This window comes from Tenacibaculum sp., assembly GCF_048269885.1.
Taxonomy (GTDB): Bacteria; Bacteroidota; Bacteroidia; order Flavobacteriales; family Flavobacteriaceae; genus Polaribacter.
Map to the genome: position 1 here is coordinate 62,034 of NZ_JBLWTZ010000007.1, position 19,830 is coordinate 81,863.

The 19,830-nt window shown below is 31.8% G+C and carries 20 protein-coding genes; 7 read left to right on the plus strand and 13 right to left on the minus strand.

Annotated features, from left to right (window positions below; all coding sequences use genetic code 11):
• Positions 1 to 11: 11 nt before the first annotated feature.
• Positions 12 to 1,895, plus strand: a complete 1,884-nt coding sequence (locus ACN0WY_RS07040) for a hypothetical protein (protein ID WP_417784887.1) — start codon at positions 12 to 14, stop codon at positions 1,893 to 1,895.
• Between the two features lie 37 nt (positions 1,896 to 1,932).
• Positions 1,933 to 2,454 carry a hypothetical protein gene (locus ACN0WY_RS07045; protein ID WP_417784886.1) on the plus strand — a complete coding sequence of 174 codons (522 nt, stop codon included), beginning with the start codon at positions 1,933 to 1,935 and terminating at the stop codon, positions 2,452 to 2,454.
• Between the two features lie 26 nt (positions 2,455 to 2,480).
• On the opposite strand, the gene dxs is transcribed toward ACN0WY_RS07045, so the two are convergent.
• Positions 2,481 to 4,250, minus strand: a complete 1,770-nt coding sequence (dxs, locus tag ACN0WY_RS07050; protein WP_417799923.1) for a 1-deoxy-D-xylulose-5-phosphate synthase — start codon at positions 4,248 to 4,250, stop codon at positions 2,481 to 2,483.
• A gap of 66 nt (positions 4,251 to 4,316) precedes the next feature.
• Between dxs and rsmI the strand changes: the two genes are divergently transcribed.
• The gene (gene rsmI / locus ACN0WY_RS07055) at positions 4,317 to 4,988 is read left to right on the plus strand and encodes a 16S rRNA (cytidine(1402)-2'-O)-methyltransferase (protein WP_417799924.1); all 672 of its coding nucleotides are present in this window, start codon (positions 4,317 to 4,319) and stop codon (positions 4,986 to 4,988) included.
• Positions 4,989 to 4,994: 6 nt separating this feature from the next.
• Here rsmI and ACN0WY_RS07060 read toward each other — a convergent pair whose 3' ends face one another.
• From ACN0WY_RS07060 to ACN0WY_RS07075, 4 genes are read right to left on the minus strand one after another with little or no spacing between them, the layout of a single operon-like run.
• On the minus strand, positions 4,995 to 5,690 hold the full coding sequence (locus ACN0WY_RS07060) for a hypothetical protein (protein WP_417799925.1): 696 nt from the start codon (positions 5,688 to 5,690) through the stop codon (positions 4,995 to 4,997).
• Positions 5,687 to 6,343: a hypothetical protein gene (locus tag ACN0WY_RS07065; protein WP_417799926.1), complete on the minus strand. Its 657-nt coding sequence runs from the start codon at positions 6,341 to 6,343 to the stop codon at positions 5,687 to 5,689. The genes ACN0WY_RS07060 and ACN0WY_RS07065 overlap by 4 nt, the downstream gene beginning before the upstream one ends.
• A 5-nt stretch (positions 6,344 to 6,348) precedes the next feature.
• Positions 6,349 to 7,011: a hypothetical protein gene (locus tag ACN0WY_RS07070; protein ID WP_417799927.1), complete on the minus strand. Its 663-nt coding sequence runs from the start codon at positions 7,009 to 7,011 to the stop codon at positions 6,349 to 6,351.
• Positions 7,012 to 7,022: 11 nt separating this feature from the next.
• Positions 7,023 to 7,361, minus strand: a complete 339-nt coding sequence (locus ACN0WY_RS07075) for a PadR family transcriptional regulator (RefSeq protein ID WP_417799928.1) — start codon at positions 7,359 to 7,361, stop codon at positions 7,023 to 7,025.
• 145 nt (positions 7,362 to 7,506) lie between these two features.
• Between ACN0WY_RS07075 and ACN0WY_RS07080 the strand changes: the two genes are divergently transcribed.
• Positions 7,507 to 8,556: a 2Fe-2S iron-sulfur cluster-binding protein gene (locus ACN0WY_RS07080; protein WP_417799929.1), complete on the plus strand. Its 1,050-nt coding sequence runs from the start codon at positions 7,507 to 7,509 to the stop codon at positions 8,554 to 8,556.
• A gap of 21 nt (positions 8,557 to 8,577) precedes the next feature.
• Positions 8,578 to 9,255 carry a LysE family translocator gene (locus tag ACN0WY_RS07085; protein WP_330487819.1) on the plus strand — a complete coding sequence of 226 codons (678 nt, stop codon included), beginning with the start codon at positions 8,578 to 8,580 and terminating at the stop codon, positions 9,253 to 9,255.
• Here ACN0WY_RS07085 and mgtE read toward each other — a convergent pair.
• The 5 genes from mgtE to ACN0WY_RS07110 all read right to left on the minus strand — a co-directional run bounded on the left by mgtE (position 9,252) and on the right by ACN0WY_RS07110 (position 13,850).
• On the minus strand, positions 9,252 to 10,601 hold the full coding sequence (gene mgtE / locus ACN0WY_RS07090; RefSeq protein ID WP_330487820.1) for a magnesium transporter: 1,350 nt from the start codon (positions 10,599 to 10,601) through the stop codon (positions 9,252 to 9,254). The two genes, ACN0WY_RS07085 and mgtE, sit on opposite strands and share 4 nt — an antisense overlap.
• Positions 10,602 to 10,686: 85 nt before the next feature.
• Positions 10,687 to 11,490, minus strand: coding sequence for a 16S rRNA (adenine(1518)-N(6)/adenine(1519)-N(6))-dimethyltransferase RsmA (gene rsmA, locus ACN0WY_RS07095; protein ID WP_330487821.1), 804 nt, complete (start codon positions 11,488 to 11,490; stop codon positions 10,687 to 10,689).
• Between the two features lie 3 nt (positions 11,491 to 11,493).
• Positions 11,494 to 11,691: a hypothetical protein gene (locus tag ACN0WY_RS07100; RefSeq protein ID WP_330487822.1), complete on the minus strand. Its 198-nt coding sequence runs from the start codon at positions 11,689 to 11,691 to the stop codon at positions 11,494 to 11,496.
• 1 nt (position 11,692) lies between these two features.
• On the minus strand, positions 11,693 to 12,022 hold the full coding sequence (locus ACN0WY_RS07105; protein ID WP_417799930.1) for a DUF4286 family protein: 330 nt from the start codon (positions 12,020 to 12,022) through the stop codon (positions 11,693 to 11,695).
• A gap of 52 nt (positions 12,023 to 12,074) precedes the next feature.
• Positions 12,075 to 13,850: a tetratricopeptide repeat protein gene (locus ACN0WY_RS07110; protein WP_417799931.1), complete on the minus strand. Its 1,776-nt coding sequence runs from the start codon at positions 13,848 to 13,850 to the stop codon at positions 12,075 to 12,077.
• A gap of 176 nt (positions 13,851 to 14,026) precedes the next feature.
• Between ACN0WY_RS07110 and ACN0WY_RS07115 the strand changes: the two genes are divergently transcribed.
• Entirely contained in the window at positions 14,027 to 14,170 is a 144-nt protein-coding gene (locus ACN0WY_RS07115) for a hypothetical protein (protein WP_164506679.1), read from the plus strand.
• 91 nt (positions 14,171 to 14,261) lie between these two features.
• Here the strand turns inward: ACN0WY_RS07115 and serS are convergent, their stop codons facing one another.
• The 3 genes from serS to ACN0WY_RS07130 all read right to left on the minus strand — a co-directional run bounded on the left by serS (position 14,262) and on the right by ACN0WY_RS07130 (position 16,925).
• Positions 14,262 to 15,536 (minus strand): serine--tRNA ligase, encoded by a 1,275-nt coding sequence (serS, locus tag ACN0WY_RS07120; RefSeq protein ID WP_330487825.1) that lies wholly within the window; start codon positions 15,534 to 15,536, stop codon positions 14,262 to 14,264.
• A 66-nt stretch (positions 15,537 to 15,602) separates the two neighbouring features.
• Positions 15,603 to 15,887 (minus strand): helix-turn-helix transcriptional regulator, encoded by a 285-nt coding sequence (locus ACN0WY_RS07125; RefSeq protein ID WP_330487826.1) that lies wholly within the window; start codon positions 15,885 to 15,887, stop codon positions 15,603 to 15,605.
• Between the two features lie 99 nt (positions 15,888 to 15,986).
• Positions 15,987 to 16,925, minus strand: coding sequence for a bifunctional riboflavin kinase/FAD synthetase (locus ACN0WY_RS07130; protein ID WP_330487827.1), 939 nt, complete (start codon positions 16,923 to 16,925; stop codon positions 15,987 to 15,989).
• 193 nt (positions 16,926 to 17,118) lie between these two features.
• Between ACN0WY_RS07130 and ACN0WY_RS07135 the strand changes: the two genes are divergently transcribed.
• Positions 17,119 to 19,827, plus strand: a complete 2,709-nt coding sequence (locus ACN0WY_RS07135; RefSeq protein WP_330487828.1) for a TonB-dependent receptor — start codon at positions 17,119 to 17,121, stop codon at positions 19,825 to 19,827.
• Positions 19,828 to 19,830 lie beyond the last annotated feature (3 nt).

The following is a 19,830-nucleotide window of genomic DNA, read 5'->3' on the forward strand; positions in this document are numbered from 1 at the left end:
AATTTATTGTTATGAAGAACTTTTTCCTGTTTTTATTTTTTGTATCGTCTATAAATGCTCAATTAAAAGTATTTGACTCTAGTGCTATTAATTTAAGTGATTCGTTTTTAGAATTAAATCAAATAATAACGGTAACATCATTCGGAGGGAATTTGGCTGAAGCTAATAAAATATTAAATAACTTAAATAAATCTTCTGAAAACTATATAATTGGAAAGAGTATATTATTATATAATTTAGAAGGAAGAAAGAGGTCTCTTGAATTTATTGATTCAACTAACACTAATAATGAATACAAAAATTATTATAAATGTTTTGTTAGTATAATAACTGAAAATATTGATGATTATACTTGTTATAAGAACCTTATAAAAGACGAGTTATTACTTTTAAGATTATCTATTAGAAGGTTGATTAAGGGTCAAGTAAAACATTTAAAAAAAGAAGCTATTATAAATCAAGCATCTGAATTTTTAAAGTCTAATAAGATAGAAAATATCGATAGACTTTTTATCCAATTGTCAATCATCGAATACAGTTACTGGGAAGATAAATCAGAGAAATATGAAACTTTATATAAATTATATGAAGAACTTCCTGAAGATTTTAACAAAGAAAAACTTTTAGAATATATTGAACTTTGTGATGATACAAACTGTGAAAAAATAAGGAATTCACTTTCAAATGAAATAAGTGAAATAGACAAAATAGAGACTTTATTAGATGACTTAAATGAAAACTCAGAGGAAAACATAAAGAAAATAATCAATAATACTGGAGATAAAATAAACCTTAAGTCATATGTGTTTTTATATAACCAAAGTAATAAATTACCAAGGGATTTAAAGTTTTTGTTAGGAATGAACTCTACCTATTCATTTTCAGAAGGCTTTGTGAAATTTTTAAAAGAAGATATAACCCGTGAAGAGATTATAAAGCATATACAAAAAGACAAGAAGTTTTTAAAAGAGATTGGTTTTGATAAAAATATGGACAGAATTATTGTAGCTAAAGATGATGAAATCATGGGAGCTTTGGGAATTATAAACCATTTAAAAAATTTTAAGGAAAATGATGAGGAGAGTTTTGAAGGGGGGAGTAAATTTATGTCAAGTGCTAGCTATAATGACTTTAAATCATGGGATGCTTATTTAGTTTATTTAAAAAATAATCCAATACATGATGAAAGAAAAATAATAGATGTTAAGAGTAAAAATGAATATGATAAGATATTAAAGGAGCTTAGTAGCTTTAATTCAAACAACCCTTATCAAAAAAAGTTATTTTTAAGTGTGCTTATTGGTAGTGAAGACTTTTTTCAGTTAGATTCATATTCAGCAGAAACCATACTTGCTACATTAATTGAACTATTTGCTTTGAATCAAGAAGAGGGTAACCCTGAAAGCACTAATATGAATAATAATGAACTTAAAGATTATACTTTTAGAAACACTAAAATAACTGATGCTATGCTTAAATTTGAGGATAAAGCATTGGTTAAACTTTTATTATCACATTTATCGGAAGAAAAAAAAGAGCATATTATTAAAAACTTGGTAATAAAAATTTCTGAAAACAATAACAACATAAACCTTAGGAATTTATATTTAAAAATACTTGTTAACTTACAAAGTTATGATTTGTACGTAAGTTCTTATTTAGGAGATATAAATTCTTATGGAAAATTGTATTTTGATTCAGATGTGGAAAGTAATTTAGATTTTGTCGCAAATAAAAAGAAGTTAACCAGTTTACTAAGAGGGTCTTATAATAAGAGTGAAAGTAAAGAAAACCTATTATGGATTATAGATTTGTTTAAAAAAGTAGGCTTGGAAGACGAGGTAAATAGCTTAAATAAATTTAAAACAGAAAGAAGACAAAATTCAAGATATTAATAACATGCTAAATCAAATAGCAATTAAATTATAGAACATGAAAAAAGTATTTCTATTTTTATTTATTATTTTAATAACTAATATTTCTTTTTCACAAGAGAAAAAGAATAATCAAGCTAACATTAAAAAAGAAATTAAATACCTTCCTTTTGCATTTGTTAAAGAAGCACCTGTTTTTCCTGGTTGTGAAGAAGAAAAAACACGAATCGATAGGAAAAAATGTTTCGTTAAGATGATGGATCAATATGCTCGTAAGCACTTCAATCTAGACTCAATAAACTGCTTGAAAAAAGAGAAGGTATTTAATGCTGAAACAGGAGAATATGCTGATGAGTGTATTGAGAAGGTATTAAAACCAGGGAAGAAGCTAGTATATATAATGTTTAAAATAGGAGCTGATGGAAAAATTAAAGATATAGACTCTAAAACAACGACCCCAATATTAAAAAAAGAAGCAGATAGAGTCGCAAGTCTTATTCCAGATCTTATTCCTGGTTCTCATGAAGGTAAACCTATTGATGTAGGATATTCTATTAGATTAATTTTGGAAGTAAAATAAGGCGAACCAATTTGGTTCGCCTTATTTTATAATAAATTTTGAATTGTTTTTTTAATTGAAGTAACATCTATTCCACATACTTCTTGTAGTTGTTGAATCGTACCGTGATGGATAAATTCATCAGGAACTCCTAATAATTTTATTTTTCCTTGGTAGTTTACTTCGGAAGCATATGCTAATATTGCACTTCCAAAACCGCCTTTTATGGTACCATCTTCAATGGTAATAACGGTGTCAAATTTGTTGAAAATAGTATCTAAAAGTTGGGTGTCTAAAGGTTTTACAAAGCGTAGGTCGTAATGCGCAATGACTTCTTTATTTTCAAGCTGATTGATTGCTTCTAAAACGTTATCAGCAATGGTTCCAATAGATAAAACTGCTAGTTGAGTTCCTTCTTTTAAGCAAACTCCTTTACCTATTTTTATTGTCTCGAAAGGCAGCTGCCATTGTTCGAGTTTTCCTTTACCTCTAGGATAACGAATTGCAATTGGATGCTCCAATCTTTGTTGAGCGGTAAACATCATATTACGTAACTCAATTTCATTACGAGGAGCAAATACAAGTAGGTTTGGAATACAACGTAAATAAGCCAAATCAAAAACTCCGTGATGTGTTGCTCCATCTTCACCTACTAATCCAGCTCGGTCTAAACAGAAAATTACAGGCAAGTTTTGCAAAGCTACATCGTGAATTACTTGGTCGTAAGCACGTTGTAAAAAGGTAGAATAAACATTACAGAACGGAATCAACCCTTGTGTAGCCATACCTGCAGCCAAGGTCACTGCATGTTGTTCGGCAATACCGACATCAAAAGTACGATCAGGAAAGGCTTCCAACATAAATTTTAACGAACTACCTGTTAACATAGCAGGTGTAATTCCTACAATTTTTTCGTTTAGTTGTGCTAGTTCAACAATCGTTTTTCCAAAAACATCTTGAAACTTGGAGTATTTACTTGCTTCTTTTGGTAACACGTCTCCAGAAATTTTATCAAATTTCCCTGGTGCATGATATCTTACTTGATCTTGTTCTGCTTGTCGCAACCCTTTCCCTTTGGTGGTAATTACATGTAAAAATTTAGGACCTTGAATCTTTTTTAATCGATTTAGTTCACGTAGTAACTCTTCAAAATTATGTCCATCGATGGGACCCGAGTAATCAAAGTTAAGAGCTTCAAAAATATTATGCTGCTCAATTTCCAATCGTGGAGCTTTAATTTTTGTTAGATAATCTTTTAAAGCACCTACCGATGGGTCAATACCAATGGCATTATCGTTTAAAATAACTAAGAGGTTTGCATTGGTATCTCCTGCATGGTTTAACGCTTCAAAAGCCATTCCACTAGCGATAGAAGCATCACCAATAACAGCAATATGATGTTTTTCAATATCTTGTAATTTCGAGGCAATTGCCATCCCTAAAGCGGCTGAAATAGCGGTAGAAGAGTGACCAACACCAAAAGTGTCGTACTCACTTTCTGAGCGTTTAGGAAATCCTGAAATCCCGCCAAATTGACGATTGGTATGAAAAACATCTTTTCTACCTGTTAAAATTTTATGCCCATATGCTTGATGCCCCACATCCCAAACTAATAAATCGTTAGGAGTATCGAACAAATAATGAAGCGCAATAGTTAACTCTACTACTCCTAAACTTGCTCCTAAATGCCCTTCTTTTGTGGAAACCACATCAATAATAAACTCACGCAATTCTTTGGCAAGTTGAGGTAATTCTTCTGATGTTAGCTTACGTAAATCAGCAGGAATTTGAATGTTTTTCAATAGGTCGTTCGACATATAGCAAAAGTACAAAAAGGTAGAGATTCCTAACTTTTTAGGCTAAAAACTTTGTAGTTTTGTTGTATGAGCAAATTGTACTTGGTACCCACACCGATTGGAAATTTAGAAGACATTACGCTAAGAGCGTTAAAAATCTTACAAGAAGTAGATTATATTTTAGCTGAAGATACGCGTACGAGCGGGAAATTGTTAAAACATTATGATATAGCTACTCCAATGCAATCCCATCACATGCATAATGAGCATAAAACAGTAGAAGCAATTGTAAAACGTTTGCAAAGTGGCGAAACATTTGCGTTAATTTCGGATGCAGGAACTCCCGCCATTTCCGACCCTGGATTTTTATTGACAAGAGCGTGTGTACAAAACAACATTGAAGTAGAGTGTTTACCAGGAGCAACTGCTTTTGTACCTGCATTAGTAAATTCAGGTTTACCGAATGACAAATTTGTTTTTGAAGGTTTTTTACCCGTAAAAAAGGGGCGTCAAACTCGTTTACAGTTCTTAGCAGAAGAAACCCGTACCATGATTTTTTATGAGAGCCCGCATAAACTATTAAAAACCTTAGCAAATTTTTCGGAGTATTTTGGTGAGGATAGACAAATATCGGTTTCTAGAGAATTGACAAAATTATTTGAAGAAACCAAACGAGGAAGTATAAAAGAAGTGCTAGCATATTATACTGAAAAACCTGCCAAAGGCGAAATAGTGATTGTGGTTGAAGGGAAAAGGTAGATTATATTAATTATTAGCTAATTTATATTCAGGGTAATGCTCTTCGAGTAGCTTTTCAGCTTTTTTAGGAATAACAAAAAGAGTAACATATGAGTAAATAATAGCTATTGTTAATAAAAATGAAATTAACAAAGCCCCTAAATTAGAAGGAATATTTTTGGCGTAATTAAATAATTGAGGAAGGTTAGAAGCTACCATTACACCTCCAAAAGAAGCTACATTAAAAATCATTTCTTCAAGCATCCATTTTTTATTATTTTCTTTGGCTCTTGTATTAAAATCTTTTTTCAATTTGGTTACTAAGTATATATCAAGTATAGCAAATAAAAAAAGTGAAGCTCCTATAACATATGTGCCGATAGGAATTTGTATAAAATAATAGAAAAAAAGAAAGACACTTGCAGTAAGGATTATTTTAGGAAGTCTAAACCACTCTTTTGTACGCTTCCATAAAATCGTACGGTATTTTTTGCCAAGTTGTTTTTGTTTTTCCTCTACTACATCCATAAACCCAAAGATTCCAAATTTTTTAAACGATTTATCACGTGCTTGCTCAAAAGTAAGTGTTGGGTTTTCCATCCAAATTTGTTCTATATCGTTTGCAAGGTGATCTACTAACTCAGTTTGTACATCATAATGCTCAACAAAATGTTGACGTGTAAATTTGTATAGTTGTTCTATATGTTGGTCGGTAAGTTTCATAAAGCTAATTCTTTTTTCATTTTTTCAACTTTAGTAAAGGCTGTTTTGTAAACCTTGTATCCAGCGTAGCTAAAAACCCAAAAAAGAGGGATTAAAGCAATAGACAATAGTTTTTGAATATTATCGGGAGCCTCTTTAATTAGTTGTAAGGGAAGACTTATCATTAAAAAAGGAAACGAAAAATAGAATATTCCATAATCTAAATTTACAGATTTTCCATATTGTTTCATTATTTGTTTTGTAATGGAGAAAAGAAAGAGAGTTGAGGGCGTTAAGAAAAAAACTAAGCTTAATTTTTTGAAGTTATCAAAATCTACTTGTATAGTAATGAAATAGTATAGAAATGTGAACAGAGTATATATGAAGACATTTCTAAAGGACTTAAAAAAACTTAAAACTTCTTTTACATATTCTTTCCGGTATTTTTTGTTTACGTTTTTCCAACCTTCTTGATTTTCTTTATGTAAAGATTTATGCCAGTCTAATTTTACTAAAGATTTTTCTAACTCTATTTTAAAGTCGTTAGTTGTTGAGTTTTCTTCTACATCAGAAACTATATGATCTATCATTTCAATACGTAAATCCCAATATTTAATCCCTTTTGTTTTTAGTAGTGTGTCAATGTGTTGTATTTGTTCTTTAGTTAATTCCATAGTATTTAAGCTAATTTTTTAAGACGTTTCTGAATATTTGTTTTTTCATTTAGAAAGCACTTAAAGACTAAAAAATTAACAATTAGAGTTATAGCACATTTATATAGAAGAAAAGGAGAATAATTACCTTCACTAAAAATAGGAGTAATTCCAGGAAAGTGAAAAGAGATAATGTAGTTAAACATTAAAATAGATGTGTAAGCATGAATAATCTTAACGTCTCCAAACTTCTTTCTAAACTGATTAAATTTTATTGTAAAGTAAAAGAAACTAAGAAAAAAAGAAATAAAAATGACTTCACTTGTGTATTTAATGCTGAACTTTTCTAGGAGGTTAATAGCAAATAAAAAAAGTAAAATAATTATAAGATTAACAGGTTTTGTAGACTCTTTAAAAACAGCAACGAGTGTTTTTTTTATATTGAACCAAAGAGCTCTTCTTTTTTGCTTTTTATAGCTTTCGAAGTATTCCTTTTTTCTACTCAACATATACTTTATAAAAGGTACTTGAAAACCTTTACCTTCAAAAAAAGCATTTACATTTTCAACTGTACTTTCAATTTCAGTAGCAATATGATCTACCATTTCAAAACGGATGTCTATATATTCAATTCCTATTCCTTCTAAGAAGAGATCTATTCTTTTTATTTGTTCTTTTGTTAATTCCATAGCGAGAAATTTTATTCTAAACTAAATTTTGGATTTACTAGTTGCTGCATAGTACTTAAAAACTCTTGCATTTCAGAAAGACGATGAGCTGTTTCTTTCGTGCCGCTTTCGGTGAGTTTATAATATTTACGTAAGCGATTGCCAACCTTAGTAACTTCAACATCTAATAAGCCCTCAGCTTCTAATTTATGTAGGGCAGGGTACAAAGCACCTTCGGTAATTTTTAATTCACCTTTGGTAAGTTCTTTTACTTTTTGTGTGATTTCATACCCGTACATTTTGTCATTTTGAGCTAATAACTTCAAAATAATTGTTTGTAAAGAGCCTTTATATAATTTCTGATTTCCCATAAGTTCGAAATTTACCCTAAGAAACTTAGGTATGCAAATATACATAATTTCCTTATGTATAAAATTCTTGGGTATATATTTTATAATAACCCTAACTTTTGTTCTTCTTTAGTTTCTTATTTTTGTAGTTCTTTAAAAAGATCACATGTCTACATTTCATAAACTACGTATTGAAAAAATAATAAAGGAAACGGCAGATGCTGTATCTATTTTATTTGATATCCCCGCAGAATTAAAAGACAACTACACTTTTGTTGCAGGACAATATATTACCATAAAGGCAATTTTAGACGATAAGGAAATAAGGAGAGCTTATTCTATTTGCGCTTCGCCTAATAGCAAACAAATAAAAGTTGCTGTAAAAGCAGTTGATCATGGAACATTTTCAACCTATGCAACAACAAAACTGAAAGAAGGTACTTTTTTAGAAGTTTCTGAACCAGAAGGGAAGTTTATTTTAGAGCCTCAAGCACAAAAAAATTACCTAGCTTTTGCTGCAGGAAGTGGAATTACTCCTGTGCTATCAATGGTAAAAACGGTGCTAGAAAACGAATCAACTTCTACAATTACACTGGTTTTTGGAAACAAAAGAGCTGAAAGTACAATTTTTTATGATGAGTTAAATGAGTTAGCTGAAAAGTATTCTTCTCAATTAAACTTACACTATGTGTTTAGTCAAGAGGTGAGAACCAATACTAAGTTTGGTAGAATTGATAAAGGACATGTAAACTACTTCGTAAAAAATATACACAAAGATGTTTCTTTCGATTCGGTATATTTATGTGGGCCAGAAGAAATGATTCAAACAGTTTCTAATACACTTCAAGAAAATGGGTTTGATGAAGGAGATATTTACTTTGAATTGTTTACAGCGAGTATCTCAGATGAAGAAGCGGCATTAGATATTCCTGATGGAAAATCGGAAATAAGGGTGGTGTTAGATGATGAAGAACACACTTTTATGATGGAAAAAACCGATACGATTTTAGCAGCTTCTTTGCGTAATAAATTAGATGCTCCATATTCTTGTCAAGGAGGCGTATGTAGCAGTTGTATTGCAAAAGTTACTGAAGGAAAAGCTGTAATGGCAAAAAATGCTATCTTAACAGATGATGAATTAGAAGAAGGGTTAATCCTTACATGTCAAGCACATCCAACGACACAGAAAATAGTGGTAGATTTTGATGATGTATAGGTAAAATCGTAACTTTATAGAATGGATTTTTACGACTTTAAAAATGCTTTTTTTGTAGGTGTTTTCATGGCTTTTATGATAGGGCCAGTATTTTTTATGTTAATTAAAACGAGTATTCTAAAAGGAGCTCGAGCTGCTATTGCCTTCGATATAGGTGTAATTTTAGGAGATATTTCCTTTATGTTAATAGCCTATTTTGGAAGTAGAAGCTTGCTAGAAAAAATAAAAGACGATCCGCGTTTGTTTCTTATCGGTGGTTTGGTGCTTATTGTTTATGGATTGATTACTTATTTAGATAAAAACAATAAGAAAGAAGCACAAGCTCCTGATGTACCATTGCCAGAAAGTAATAATTATTTAAAACTATTGTTTAAAGGTTTTTTCTTAAACTTTATAAATATAGGAGTGTTGGCCTTTTGGTTGGGGCTAATTGTAGTTATAGGGCCTACGTATGATATGAATCCTAAGTATTTAGTTTGGTATTTTGGTACTGTAATAGCAGGGTATGCAATTACTGATTTAGGAAAGATACTACTTGCTAAGCAATTAAAAAGCAGGTTAACACCCTTGGTAATTTATAGAATAAAACGAGGAATGGGGGTCTTGTTAATTGTCTTTGGAGCGGTATTAATGCTAAAAGGATTTATTCCTGAAAGTAAGATTGATAACTTAATTGAAAAAGTAGAATCAATCGATTAAAAGCCAATAATTATTTTGGCTATTGAAAAGTAGATTAAAATTCCAAAAATATCATTACTCGTTGTAATAAAAGGTCCAGTTGCAATGGCAGGATCAACCCCTCTCTTATCTAAAAATAAAGGGATAAAAGTACCAACTAAACCAGCGACAATAATTACGGTGAATAAAGAAGATGAAATAGCCGAAGCAATGGTTATATCTCCTTTCCAAATCCAGATAAAGAAAAATAAGATAACAGCTAAAACAAGTCCGTTTACAGCTGCTAAAGACATTTCCTTTAATAATCTACTAGTAACGCTTCCTTTTACATCATCGTTAGCTAAGCCCTGTACAATAATAGCTGACGATTGTACTCCAACATTACCAGCCATAGCGGCAATAAGAGGGGTAAACATAAAAAGAACAGCATTTTCTTCTAAGGCCCCTTCAAAAAAGCCCATAATCCTTGCTGCTCCAATACCTCCAATTAAACCTAAAAACAACCAAGGTAGTCGAGCTTTGGTTAATTGCAAAATACCATCTTCAGAGTCAACATCTTGTGTAATACCTGCTGCTAATTGATAATCTTTTTCGGCTTCTTCTTTAATTACATCAACAATATCATCAATGGTAATTCGTCCTACCAAAACCCCTAGTTCATCTACAACAGGAATAGCTTCTAGGTCATATTTACGCATTATATTAGCCACATCTTCTGCATCATCATGTACGTGCACAAAATCTACTTTTGGAATGTATACATCTGAAATTTTAGAACGAGTAGAGGCCATTAACAAGTCTTTTAACGACAAACGTCCTTTTAGTTTTCCCTCATCATCAACCACATAAATAGAGTGAACTCTAGTAACTTCTTCCGCTTGCTGACGCATTTTTTTTACACAGGTAAGTACATTCCAGTTCTCATTTACTTTTACAAGTTCTTTCGCCATTAATCCTCCAGCAGAATCTTCGTCATAACGGAGTAGTTCTACAATTTCTTTGGCGTGTTCTCGATCTTCAATTTTCTGAATAACGGCTTGTTTTCGTTCTTCAGGAAGCTCAGCAATAACATCAGCAGCATCATCTGTGTCAAGCTCGTTAACCTCTTCAGCAATTTCTTTGGCAGATAGTTGTTCAAAAACTTTTTCACGTACTTCTTCATCAACTTCCATCAATACGTCTGAAGTTGTTTCGCTATCTAACAAACGTATAATATAAACTGCTTCTTCAAAAGAAAGTTCGTCTAAAACTTCTGCAATATCAGCATAGTGAATATCTGAAAAAACCTCATAAAGAGCTGAGTCTTTTTGATGTTTAATCAAATCTTGTACGTTTTCTAATAAATCTTTAGTGATTTCTAATGCCATCGCTTACGATTTTGCTCGATTATCGAGGGTTTGAATATGTTAGCATCTAACCCAAAAAGAAGACTTATGCTTCTAAAATAGGCTATTAACTATTGTTTTGAGCTATTTTTTGTGTCAACTCAATGAATTTTTGCACCGATAATTGTTCGGGGCGCATCGCAAATATAGGGTCTTCTTTTAAGGTATCCGAAAGATTGAAAGATTTTAAACTAGAACGCAGCATTTTTCTTCGTTGGTTGAAAGCTGTTTTTACCACTCTAAAAAATAATTTTTCATCAACAGAAAGCGTATAATTTTCTTTTCTGATAAGTCTAATAACTCCAGAATCTACTTTTGGTGGTGGGTTGAATACTGTAGGAGGTACTGTAAATAAGTATTCAGCATCGTAAAAAGCCTGGGTTAATACTGAGAGTATTCCGTAGGTTTTGCTTCCTTCTTTTTCTGCAATTCGTTGCGCAACTTCTTTTTGAAACATTCCTGAAAACTCAGGAACAAATTCACGGTTTTCAATAGCTTTAAAAACAATTTGAGAAGAAATATTATAAGGAAAATTACCAATAATGGCTACTTGTTGCTGATTAAAAATTTCAGCAAAGTTCTTTTTTAAAAAATCTCCTTCAATAATGGTAAATTTCTCTTTTGAAGTATTGAGTTTGATATGTTCAACAGGAAACGTTTCTTGTAAATAAGTTACCGATTCGGAATCTAACTCCATTACTGTTACTTTTGGTTTTTTTTCCAACAAGTATTTGGTTAAAACTCCCATTCCAGGACCAATTTCTAACACATTATTATATCCTTTTTCGGTAAGCGTATCAGCTATTTTCTTTGCGATGTTTTCATCGGTTAAAAAATGTTGTCCTAAATGTTTTTTTGCTCTTACGGTCATTTTTTAGAGTATCTGCTTGTTTGGTGATTTTAATGTTAGTGTTATAAATGTTACGCCAAAACCTATTCCACTAACTATGCCACTGATGGTTTCCTCGGGCTCATTTCCGTAGGTATAAAACCCCATTATTCCACCAATAGTAATTATACTTATACCAATAAGTAAGACTACTTTTTTGTTTCGATAAATTTTTTCTCGCATTCTAGTTACTATTCACTGCTGGAAAAAATTCATTAACAACCTTTAATTCGGTGCGAAAAGCAAGCATTTTGTCAGCAAACTTTTTTAATCCGTCATTGCGTAGTTTGTCTGCACTATGTTTATAATAGTTGTCCAAATCTTCACGTGTTTTTGCACTATATTGAATAGAGTAGGTGACACCTCCCATTTCCTCTTCAACCAACACCTGTGTCATTTTAGCGCTTAAAAAATGTCCGGTGGCTAATACTTCTGGTATATGACTTTCAATCCAAGTTAACCATTCAGCATGTATAGTTTCGTCTATATTTATTGTTACGTTGTATATGTACATTTTTTTTAATTTGGAAAATGCATCGCAATTGATACATCTTTAAATTGATTTATTAAATATCGTCTCCTCTTAATTTTCTGAACTTCTTTCGAGCTTTTACGAGGTAAATACTCGATGGGTGGTCAAAAATAATCTTTTGATAGTATTCTTTAGCTTTTTCAAGATTATTTAATTCGTTGCTGTATAATTCAGCCATCTGATAATATGCATTATCAACATAAATTCCTTTTTTATCTAATGCTATTATTTTAGTATAGTTTAAAATAGCTTGATCGTATGATTTCTTTTTCACAAACAATTGTGCTTGCTTAAACAAGGCTTCATCTTCAATTGGTTGTCCTCTATAATTAGTAATGATGTCGTTAAAAATAGCAATTGCTTCGTCATTTTTATTTTGATAGGATAATAAGTCTGCTTTCGCATATTCTTTTAAGCCTGTAGTAATGCTGTCTTTGGGTTCGTTATCTGAAATAGTTAAGAACAAATCAGCAGCATCATTCGCAATGAGTTGTGTGGCAGAGCCTTTTAAAATTTTTAACTGAGCTTTTGCCCAAGTGAAATCATTTTTAAAGTAAGAAGCTTGCGCTACTTTAAAGCGGGCTTCTTGACCTATGTAATTGTTTTTGAATAATGTTTGAACTTGAGAAAAATAAATTAACCCTTTGTTAAACTTCCCCATATACACAAAAACATCACCAAGTTTAAGTTTTATAGAAGCATTTATAAATTTTGAATTGGTAAAGTTCAAAGCATTTTTTAAAACAGTCGCTGCTGCTGCTGGATTGTTTTTGGTAAAAGTTAAATAATTAGCATACTCTATTTGTGTGAAAAGCGTTTTTGAATTAATTCCATATTCTTTGAAAATGGCATTAAAACGTCCTTCTATATCAGGTTGTTTGGTTTCTATAGCAATTTTTAAATTATTATTTATGGCTCCAAACTTATCTCTAGGATAATTTGTTTTTTCAATAATTAAATCGAAACACTCTTTTGCAACAGTGTAATCTTTATTTTCAAGAGCTATTTTACCTAAGTCATTAATTTTACCCAAATTATTAGGGTCTCTAGCCAATAATGCTTTGTTTTGAATAAGTGCTTTGTTATACTGTTTTTGTCTAATAAATAACCAAGAAAGTAAATCGTTCCAGCTATCTTTAGGGTTGCTTATAGACTTACGTAATAGTGCTTTTTTAAACAAAAGGTTATTTTCATCTTCACTATCATCGGTTAAATACTTACCAGCGTAGCGCTTAACATTGTTAAGGTAACCTTCATTTTTATCAACCAAATCAACATAAGATTTAAACATCTGTTCAAAATCTCCTTTTTCACCATAAATCTGCGCTAATTGAAACCCATAATTGGCCTTTGGGTTAACGGTCATTACTTTATTAAACGCTTCAATGGCTAAATCTAATTTGTTGTAGTTTTTAAACAACCCAGCGATTAAAGAACCATAATTGGCTTTTTTATTAATAGATTCAATTGCTTTTTGATATTGCTTGTTGGCATCTTCATTTTTTTCTTGACGTTCAAAATTATAACCAAGAACTACGTGTAAATAAGATAAGTTAGGTTTTTCTTTTAGTTTTTGTATAAGTAAATTTTCAGCAACTGTAAATTGTTCAGTTTCTTGATAACAAGTAATTAACTTTTTTAAGTAGGTTGTATTAAATGGGCTTTGGTCGTATAATTTTTTGTATAACTGAATTGCCTTTTCATATTCATTGTTTCTAAAATAATTTTCAGCAATAATAAATTCGTTTTGTTGTGCGTGACAAAACAGGCTTAAAATCAATAAATTAAATAGGATAATGATTTTCTTCATTTGGAAAAATTTTAAGCGTTTTTTGAGGGGCTTAATTCATTTTTGAGGATTCTATCTATCAAAAATACAGAACATAATTGTTAAAATACTATTAAAAGAGTTGCTTTTTTGAAAAGCAGTGTAACATTTTGGCACGAACTTTGTCTTATTAGTAAAACAACGAAACAATGTAAACTATGAGAAATTTTACGACACAATATGAAATAGCAAAGCAGAATGCAAATGAGTTTATGAGAAAAGGTCAAATACCTCAATACTTTGAAGCATTGTTAGAAATGAATAAATACAAGAGATTAATGGTAGCAGTGGTTGCCAATTAAACATATTTTTTTCAATGGGGATTGATTAATTAAAAATCCCAAGCATCGTAATTGAGGCTTGGGATTTTTTTATTTTTATCTTGAAGATTAATTAATCAATCATATCAAAACCACAGTAAGGAATTAATACTTCAGGAATTTTAATTCCTTTTTCAGTCTGGTAGTTTTCTAAAATACCAGCCAATACTCGAGGTAGTGCTAAAGAACTTCCATTTAAAGTGTGTACCAATTGGCTTTTACCGTCTTTGTTTTTAAAACGTAGTTTTAAGCGGTTTGCTTGAAACGTTTCAAAGTTTGAAGCAGAACTAATCTCCAACCAACGTTCTTGAGCTGTAGAATACAATTCAAAATCGAAGGTTAGGGCAGCGGTAAAACCAGTATCTCCACCACATAAGCGTAAAATACGATAGGGTAATTTTAATTCACGTAAAATTTCTTTGATGTGTTCCACCATTCCATTCAAAGCGTTGTAAGAATTATCAGGGTGCTCAACACGAACAATTTCAACCTTATCAAACTGGTGCAAACGGTTTAGTCCACGAACGTGTGCTCCGTAGCTACCTGCTTCACGACGGAAACAAGGAGTGTAGCCCGTAACAGCAATTGGTAAATCACTTTCTTGTACTAAATCACCTCTAAACATATTAGTAACAGGTACTTCTGCTGTTGGTATTAAGTATAAGTTATCACCTGTTACATGGTACATTTGCCCTTCTTTGTCAGGCAATTGTCCTGTTCCAAAACCAGAAGCTTCATTCACCAAATGAGGAACCTGCACCTCGTTGTATCCAGCAGCTGTATTCTTATCTAGAAAATAATTAATTAAAGCACGTTGTAAACGAGCTCCTTTTCCTTTGTAAACAGGAAAGCCAGCCCCTGTAATTTTAGCACCTAAATCAAAATCAATGATATCGTATTTTTTTGCTAATTCCCAATGAGGTAATGCGTTTTCTCCTAAATTAGGAACTGTTCCTTCCTTAAAAACTTCTTCATTATCTTCTTCACTCTTTCCTGCTTTTACAGATGGGTGAGGAACATTAGGAATTTGATATAACAATTCGTTTAGCTTCTCTACAACTGCGTTTAATTCTTCTGTGAATTGTTTAGATTGCTCTTTTAATTCACCTGTTTTTGCTTTCAGTTGATTTGCTTCTTCAATTTTACCAGATTTAAAAAGCCCCCCAATTTCTTTGGATATTTTGTTCGATTCAGCTAAAATAGTATCTAAAGAAACTTGTGTAGTTCTACGTGTTTCATCAGCAGTTAATACCTCTTCAATAATTGTTTCGGCATTAGCAAAATTACGTTTTGCCAATCCGTCTAAAACAGTTTGTTTGTTTTCTCTAATAAACTGAACCTGTAACATCTTTTTAATTTTTTAAGAATAGCAAAGATAAAAGAAGCTGTAGACTTAAGCAATGTGTTTTATGTACTAAATTTCTTCAAGCATCATAAAGAAATCTGATAGAGTAATATTGAAATAATCACAAATTTTCTGAAGAGTAGTAATCGTGATATTTGTTTTTCCTTGTTCTATTCTCGCTAAATGTATTCCTGTATCAATATAAAACTCACTTGAAGTAATATGATACTCTTCCCTTAATGTTTTTACACAAAGGGCTACCTTTTTTAAGGTAATCTCCTTTTTTGACAGCATTATTCTTTTTCGATACAAAATCTTAAAAACATATGAAATACATAATGACATACTTGTCATTATGTAGGTTTTAAAAAAATTAACTTTGTATGTAGTTACGTCAATAATACTAATTCTAAAGCTATTTGAAACCGGGGGGCTTTGAGTATGATTTTAAGGTTAGAGCTTGGCGTAACTTTTTAAAAAAAGCATTGAGTTTTGCTCGTCTTTTTTTAATTGAGAAATTAAGCCAGAAACAGAATCGAACTTTTGTTCGTCTCTTAAATAGTAAAGTAGCTCAATAGTTAACTCTTTACCATATAAGTTTTGGTTAAAATTGAAATAATGCACTTCAATAGTTTGATGTTCTCCATCAACTGTTGGTCGGTTACCAATATTCATCATTCCATAAACAGTGCTAGTATTAATAATAGATTTTACGATATAAACCCCTGTTTTAGGGATTAATTTGTAATCTTCTGCAATATCAATATTGGCAGTTGGGAAGCCTATTTTTCCACCTAGTTGTTTTCCATTTACAACTTTCCCAGCAAGTGAAAAGTTATACCCTAAGTAATTATTAGCAGTTTTTAAATGCCCATTGGCAAGGGCTTTTCTAATTTTGGTAGAGCTAACCGATACTTCATCTATATCTTGAGCAGGAATTTCTTCAACAGTAAAATCGTATAAGTGAGAGTACTCGGTTAATTGTTCAATATTACCTTCTCTATTTTTTCCAAAATGATGATCGTAACCAATAATTAATTTAGAAATACGTAGTTGGTTTACTAAAATATCACGAACAAAATCTAAGGCAGTAAGTCTAGAAAACTCTCTGCTAAAAGGATGAATGATTAAATAATCCAAACCTAATTTTTCGAGATGCTGTGCTCTTTCATCAATTGTGTTGATTAATTTAATAGAAACATCTTTTTGTAGCACCATTCTTGGGTGAGGAAAAAATGTTAGCAACACCGATTTTTTATCACTAGCTTTTGCTTCACTAACTAGTTTCTCAATAATTTTTTGATGACCAATATGAACTCCATCAAAAGTACCGATGGTAACCATCGTTTTTTGAGAGGGGCTAATATCAAAAATAGAATGTATAATTTCCAAGACTACCAATAAGTTTAGGCAAAAATACAATTTGTATAAGATGATAAATAATAAATTAAGAAATAAAAGCTAAAATTAGTTTTTGGTAAGTTTTTCTCTTTATAATTAGTATAATTACAAAAAAACAGGGTAAATATTTTGCAAATGAAAAAAAATTGTATTTTGCACTACAGTTAACAAATTATTTTACATTATGATGAAAAAACTATTACTTGTTGCATTTGTGCTATTTGGTACAGCAATGATGGTTGCTCAAACTACCATTACAGGTACGGTTAATGATGCTTCGCTTGGTGGACCACTACCAGGAGCAAACATTAAAGTTTCGAGAAAAGCAGTGGGAACATCCACTGATTTTGATGGTAAGTTTACAATGACGGTAACAGATATCCCTCCGTTTACCATTGAAATTTCTTCTTTAGGGTATCAAACAAAAACAGTTGAGATAACAAAAAACAACCAAGTTGTTGAGGTTAGCTTAACAGAAAATGCCACTTCTTTAGATGAGGTAGTTGTATCGGCTTCGAGAACTCCAGAACGTGTGATGGAATCTCCTGTAACAATTGAACGTTTTGATTCAAGAGCAATTAAAAATACAGCTTCAGCTTCATATTACGATGGATTAGAAAATTTAAAAGGAGTTGATATTAACTCAGGAGGTTTAACGTTTAAAACAGTAAACACACGTGGTTTCGCTACCTTTGGTAATGAGCGTTTTGTACAGTTAGTTGATGGAATGGATAATGCCTCTCCAGCATTAAACTTTGCTATTGGAAACTTATTAGGAATTTCTGAAGTAGATGTAAAAAGTGTTGAGATATTACCAGGAGCAGCTTCTGCTTTATATGGAGCCAATGCATTTAATGGTATTATGTTAATGCGTAGTGAGAGCCCGTTTAATGAGCAGGGAATCAGCGTTGGTTTAAAAACAGGTTTGACAAGTCAAGAAGCAGCAGGAGATAATGGCTATTATGATGCTACTATTAAAATGGCACATGCTTTTGATGATTACTTAGCAGTGAAAGCGAGTTTTTCTTACTTAAAAGGAGAAGAATGGCATGCAACTGATTATAGAAACACAACAGGTATTGGAGGTACTTATATTCCTGGGATGAGTCATAATGACGATCCTAACTACGATGGAGCTAATGTATATGGAGACGAAGTTTCTGTTGATTTAGGAGGAGCTATCGGAAAGGTTAGTAGAACAGGGTATAGAGAAGTAGACCTAATGTCTAACGAAGCTAAAAGTGTAAAATTCAATGGAGCAATCCATTATCGTCCTTTAGGTAATGACCGTGTTGAAATTATTTGGAATTCTAAATATGGTAGAGGAAATACAATTTACCAAGGTCAAAACCGCTATAATTTAGCTAACTTCTTTATGGAACAACATAAATTAGAAGTAAGAGGTAAAAACTTTTTTATACGAGGATATTATGCAGGAGAAGATGCAGGAGATTCTTATGATACTCGTTTTGCAGCCATTAATATCAACAGCAAATGGAAATCTAATACAGATTGGTTCGGACAGTATGCAGCAGCCTATTTAGGGGTTATTCCGGGAGTGCCAGCATCAAATCATGCAGCGGCAAGAGCAGTTGCTGATACAGGAAGACCAGAGCCTGGTTCTGCTGAGTTTACAAGACTTTTTAATGAAGTAACGGCAGATCCAGATTTATTAACTGGATCAAAGTTTAGAGATAATACAAGTTATTATCATGCAGATGGTAACTTAAATTTACGCGATTATATTGATTGGGCAGAGGTTCAAGTAGGAGGGTCATATAGACAATACAGATTGAACTCTTATGGAACTATTTATACCGATAGTGATGGTCCAATTAAATATGGAGAATATGGGTTGTATACTCAAATTCAAAAGAAAATGATGGATGATCGTTTAAAATTTACAGGATCTATTCGTTATGATAAGTCAGATAATTTTGATGGAAACTTTACTCCAAGAGTTTCGTTAGCATATGCAGCAGGAGAAAATAAGAATCACAACTTTAGAGCGTCTTTCCAAACAGGTTTCCGTAACCCAACAACGCAGGACCAATATATCGGTTTAGCAACAGGAGCAGGATTCATTTTAGGAACAGCTCCGGATAATATTGGGCGTTTTTCTGCACCAGCAATTACAACAACAGGAAGTTTTGTTTTAACAGGACAAGATGTGTTTGATAGAGGGTATTCTGCTAACTCTATTGCAAATGGAAATCCTACTTTGGCAACTACAGATTTAGTAGAGCCAGAAAAAGTAAAATCTTTTGAAGTTGGTTATCGTGCAGCGGTTCCTTTAGGGGAGAATAAGTTGTCTATTGATTTTAGTACATACTATAATATGTATTCTGACTTTATTTCTAATAAAGATGTAGTTGTATTGGTAGATCCAAATACACCAGTAACCGTGGGTAATTTAACGAATAGAGACTTAGTTAGAACATTTAGTGTAAAAACGAACTCAACAGTTGATGTAGATTCTTACGGAGTTGGTTTAGGATTGAATACTAAAATATTTAATGGATTTGATGTCGGATTAAACTATACATGGTCTAAGTTTGATTTTGATCAAGCTGCTGACCCTGATTTTGAAGCTGGATTTAATACACCAGAGCACAAAGTAAAAATGCAATTTGGACATTCAAATTTATTTGAAAACTTCGGATTCAATGTTAGTGCTCGTTGGCAAAATGAGTTCTACTGGCAGTCTACTTTCTTAGAAGGTACTGTAGAGGAAAGAACAGTTCTTGATGCCCAAATTAACTATTCTGTTCCTTCAATTAAATCAGTGTTTAAAGTAGGAGGGTCTAATTTAACAGGAGAAGAGTATTTAAGTGCACCTGGAGTAGGAGCAGTAGGTTCTCAGTACTACATTTCTTGGACAATCAACAACTAAAAA

What these genes read in the sequence shown, in the direction of transcription:
- ACN0WY_RS07125 (WP_330487826.1), bottom strand. Translation starts at nt 15,887, where the DNA reads ATGACAAGTATGTCATTATGTATTTCATATGTTTTTAAGATTTTGTAT.
- dxs (WP_417799923.1), bottom strand. Translation starts at nt 4,250, where the DNA reads ATGTCGAACGACCTATTGAAAAACATTCAAATTCCTGCTGATTTACGT.
- ACN0WY_RS07135 (WP_330487828.1), top strand. Translation starts at nt 17,119, where the DNA reads ATGATGAAAAAACTATTACTTGTTGCATTTGTGCTATTTGGTACAGCA.
- ACN0WY_RS07085 (WP_330487819.1), top strand. Translation starts at nt 8,578, where the DNA reads ATGGATTTTTACGACTTTAAAAATGCTTTTTTTGTAGGTGTTTTCATG.
- rsmI (WP_417799924.1), top strand. Translation starts at nt 4,317, where the DNA reads ATGAGCAAATTGTACTTGGTACCCACACCGATTGGAAATTTAGAAGAC.
- ACN0WY_RS07100 (WP_330487822.1), bottom strand. Translation starts at nt 11,691, where the DNA reads ATGCGAGAAAAAATTTATCGAAACAAAAAAGTAGTCTTACTTATTGGT.
- ACN0WY_RS07040 (WP_417784887.1), top strand. Translation starts at nt 12, where the DNA reads ATGAAGAACTTTTTCCTGTTTTTATTTTTTGTATCGTCTATAAATGCT.
- rsmA (WP_330487821.1), bottom strand. Translation starts at nt 11,490, where the DNA reads ATGACCGTAAGAGCAAAAAAACATTTAGGACAACATTTTTTAACCGAT.
- ACN0WY_RS07080 (WP_417799929.1), top strand. Translation starts at nt 7,507, where the DNA reads ATGTCTACATTTCATAAACTACGTATTGAAAAAATAATAAAGGAAACG.
- ACN0WY_RS07075 (WP_417799928.1), bottom strand. Translation starts at nt 7,361, where the DNA reads ATGGGAAATCAGAAATTATATAAAGGCTCTTTACAAACAATTATTTTG.
- ACN0WY_RS07115 (WP_164506679.1), top strand. Translation starts at nt 14,027, where the DNA reads ATGAGAAATTTTACGACACAATATGAAATAGCAAAGCAGAATGCAAAT.
- serS (WP_330487825.1), bottom strand. Translation starts at nt 15,536, where the DNA reads ATGTTACAGGTTCAGTTTATTAGAGAAAACAAACAAACTGTTTTAGAC.
- ACN0WY_RS07060 (WP_417799925.1), bottom strand. Translation starts at nt 5,690, where the DNA reads ATGAAACTTACCGACCAACATATAGAACAACTATACAAATTTACACGT.
- ACN0WY_RS07105 (WP_417799930.1), bottom strand. Translation starts at nt 12,022, where the DNA reads ATGTACATATACAACGTAACAATAAATATAGACGAAACTATACATGCT.
- ACN0WY_RS07065 (WP_417799926.1), bottom strand. Translation starts at nt 6,343, where the DNA reads ATGGAATTAACTAAAGAACAAATACAACACATTGACACACTACTAAAA.
- ACN0WY_RS07070 (WP_417799927.1), bottom strand. Translation starts at nt 7,011, where the DNA reads ATGGAATTAACAAAAGAACAAATAAAAAGAATAGATCTCTTCTTAGAA.
- ACN0WY_RS07110 (WP_417799931.1), bottom strand. Translation starts at nt 13,850, where the DNA reads ATGAAGAAAATCATTATCCTATTTAATTTATTGATTTTAAGCCTGTTT.
- mgtE (WP_330487820.1), bottom strand. Translation starts at nt 10,601, where the DNA reads ATGGCATTAGAAATCACTAAAGATTTATTAGAAAACGTACAAGATTTG.
- ACN0WY_RS07045 (WP_417784886.1), top strand. Translation starts at nt 1,933, where the DNA reads ATGAAAAAAGTATTTCTATTTTTATTTATTATTTTAATAACTAATATT.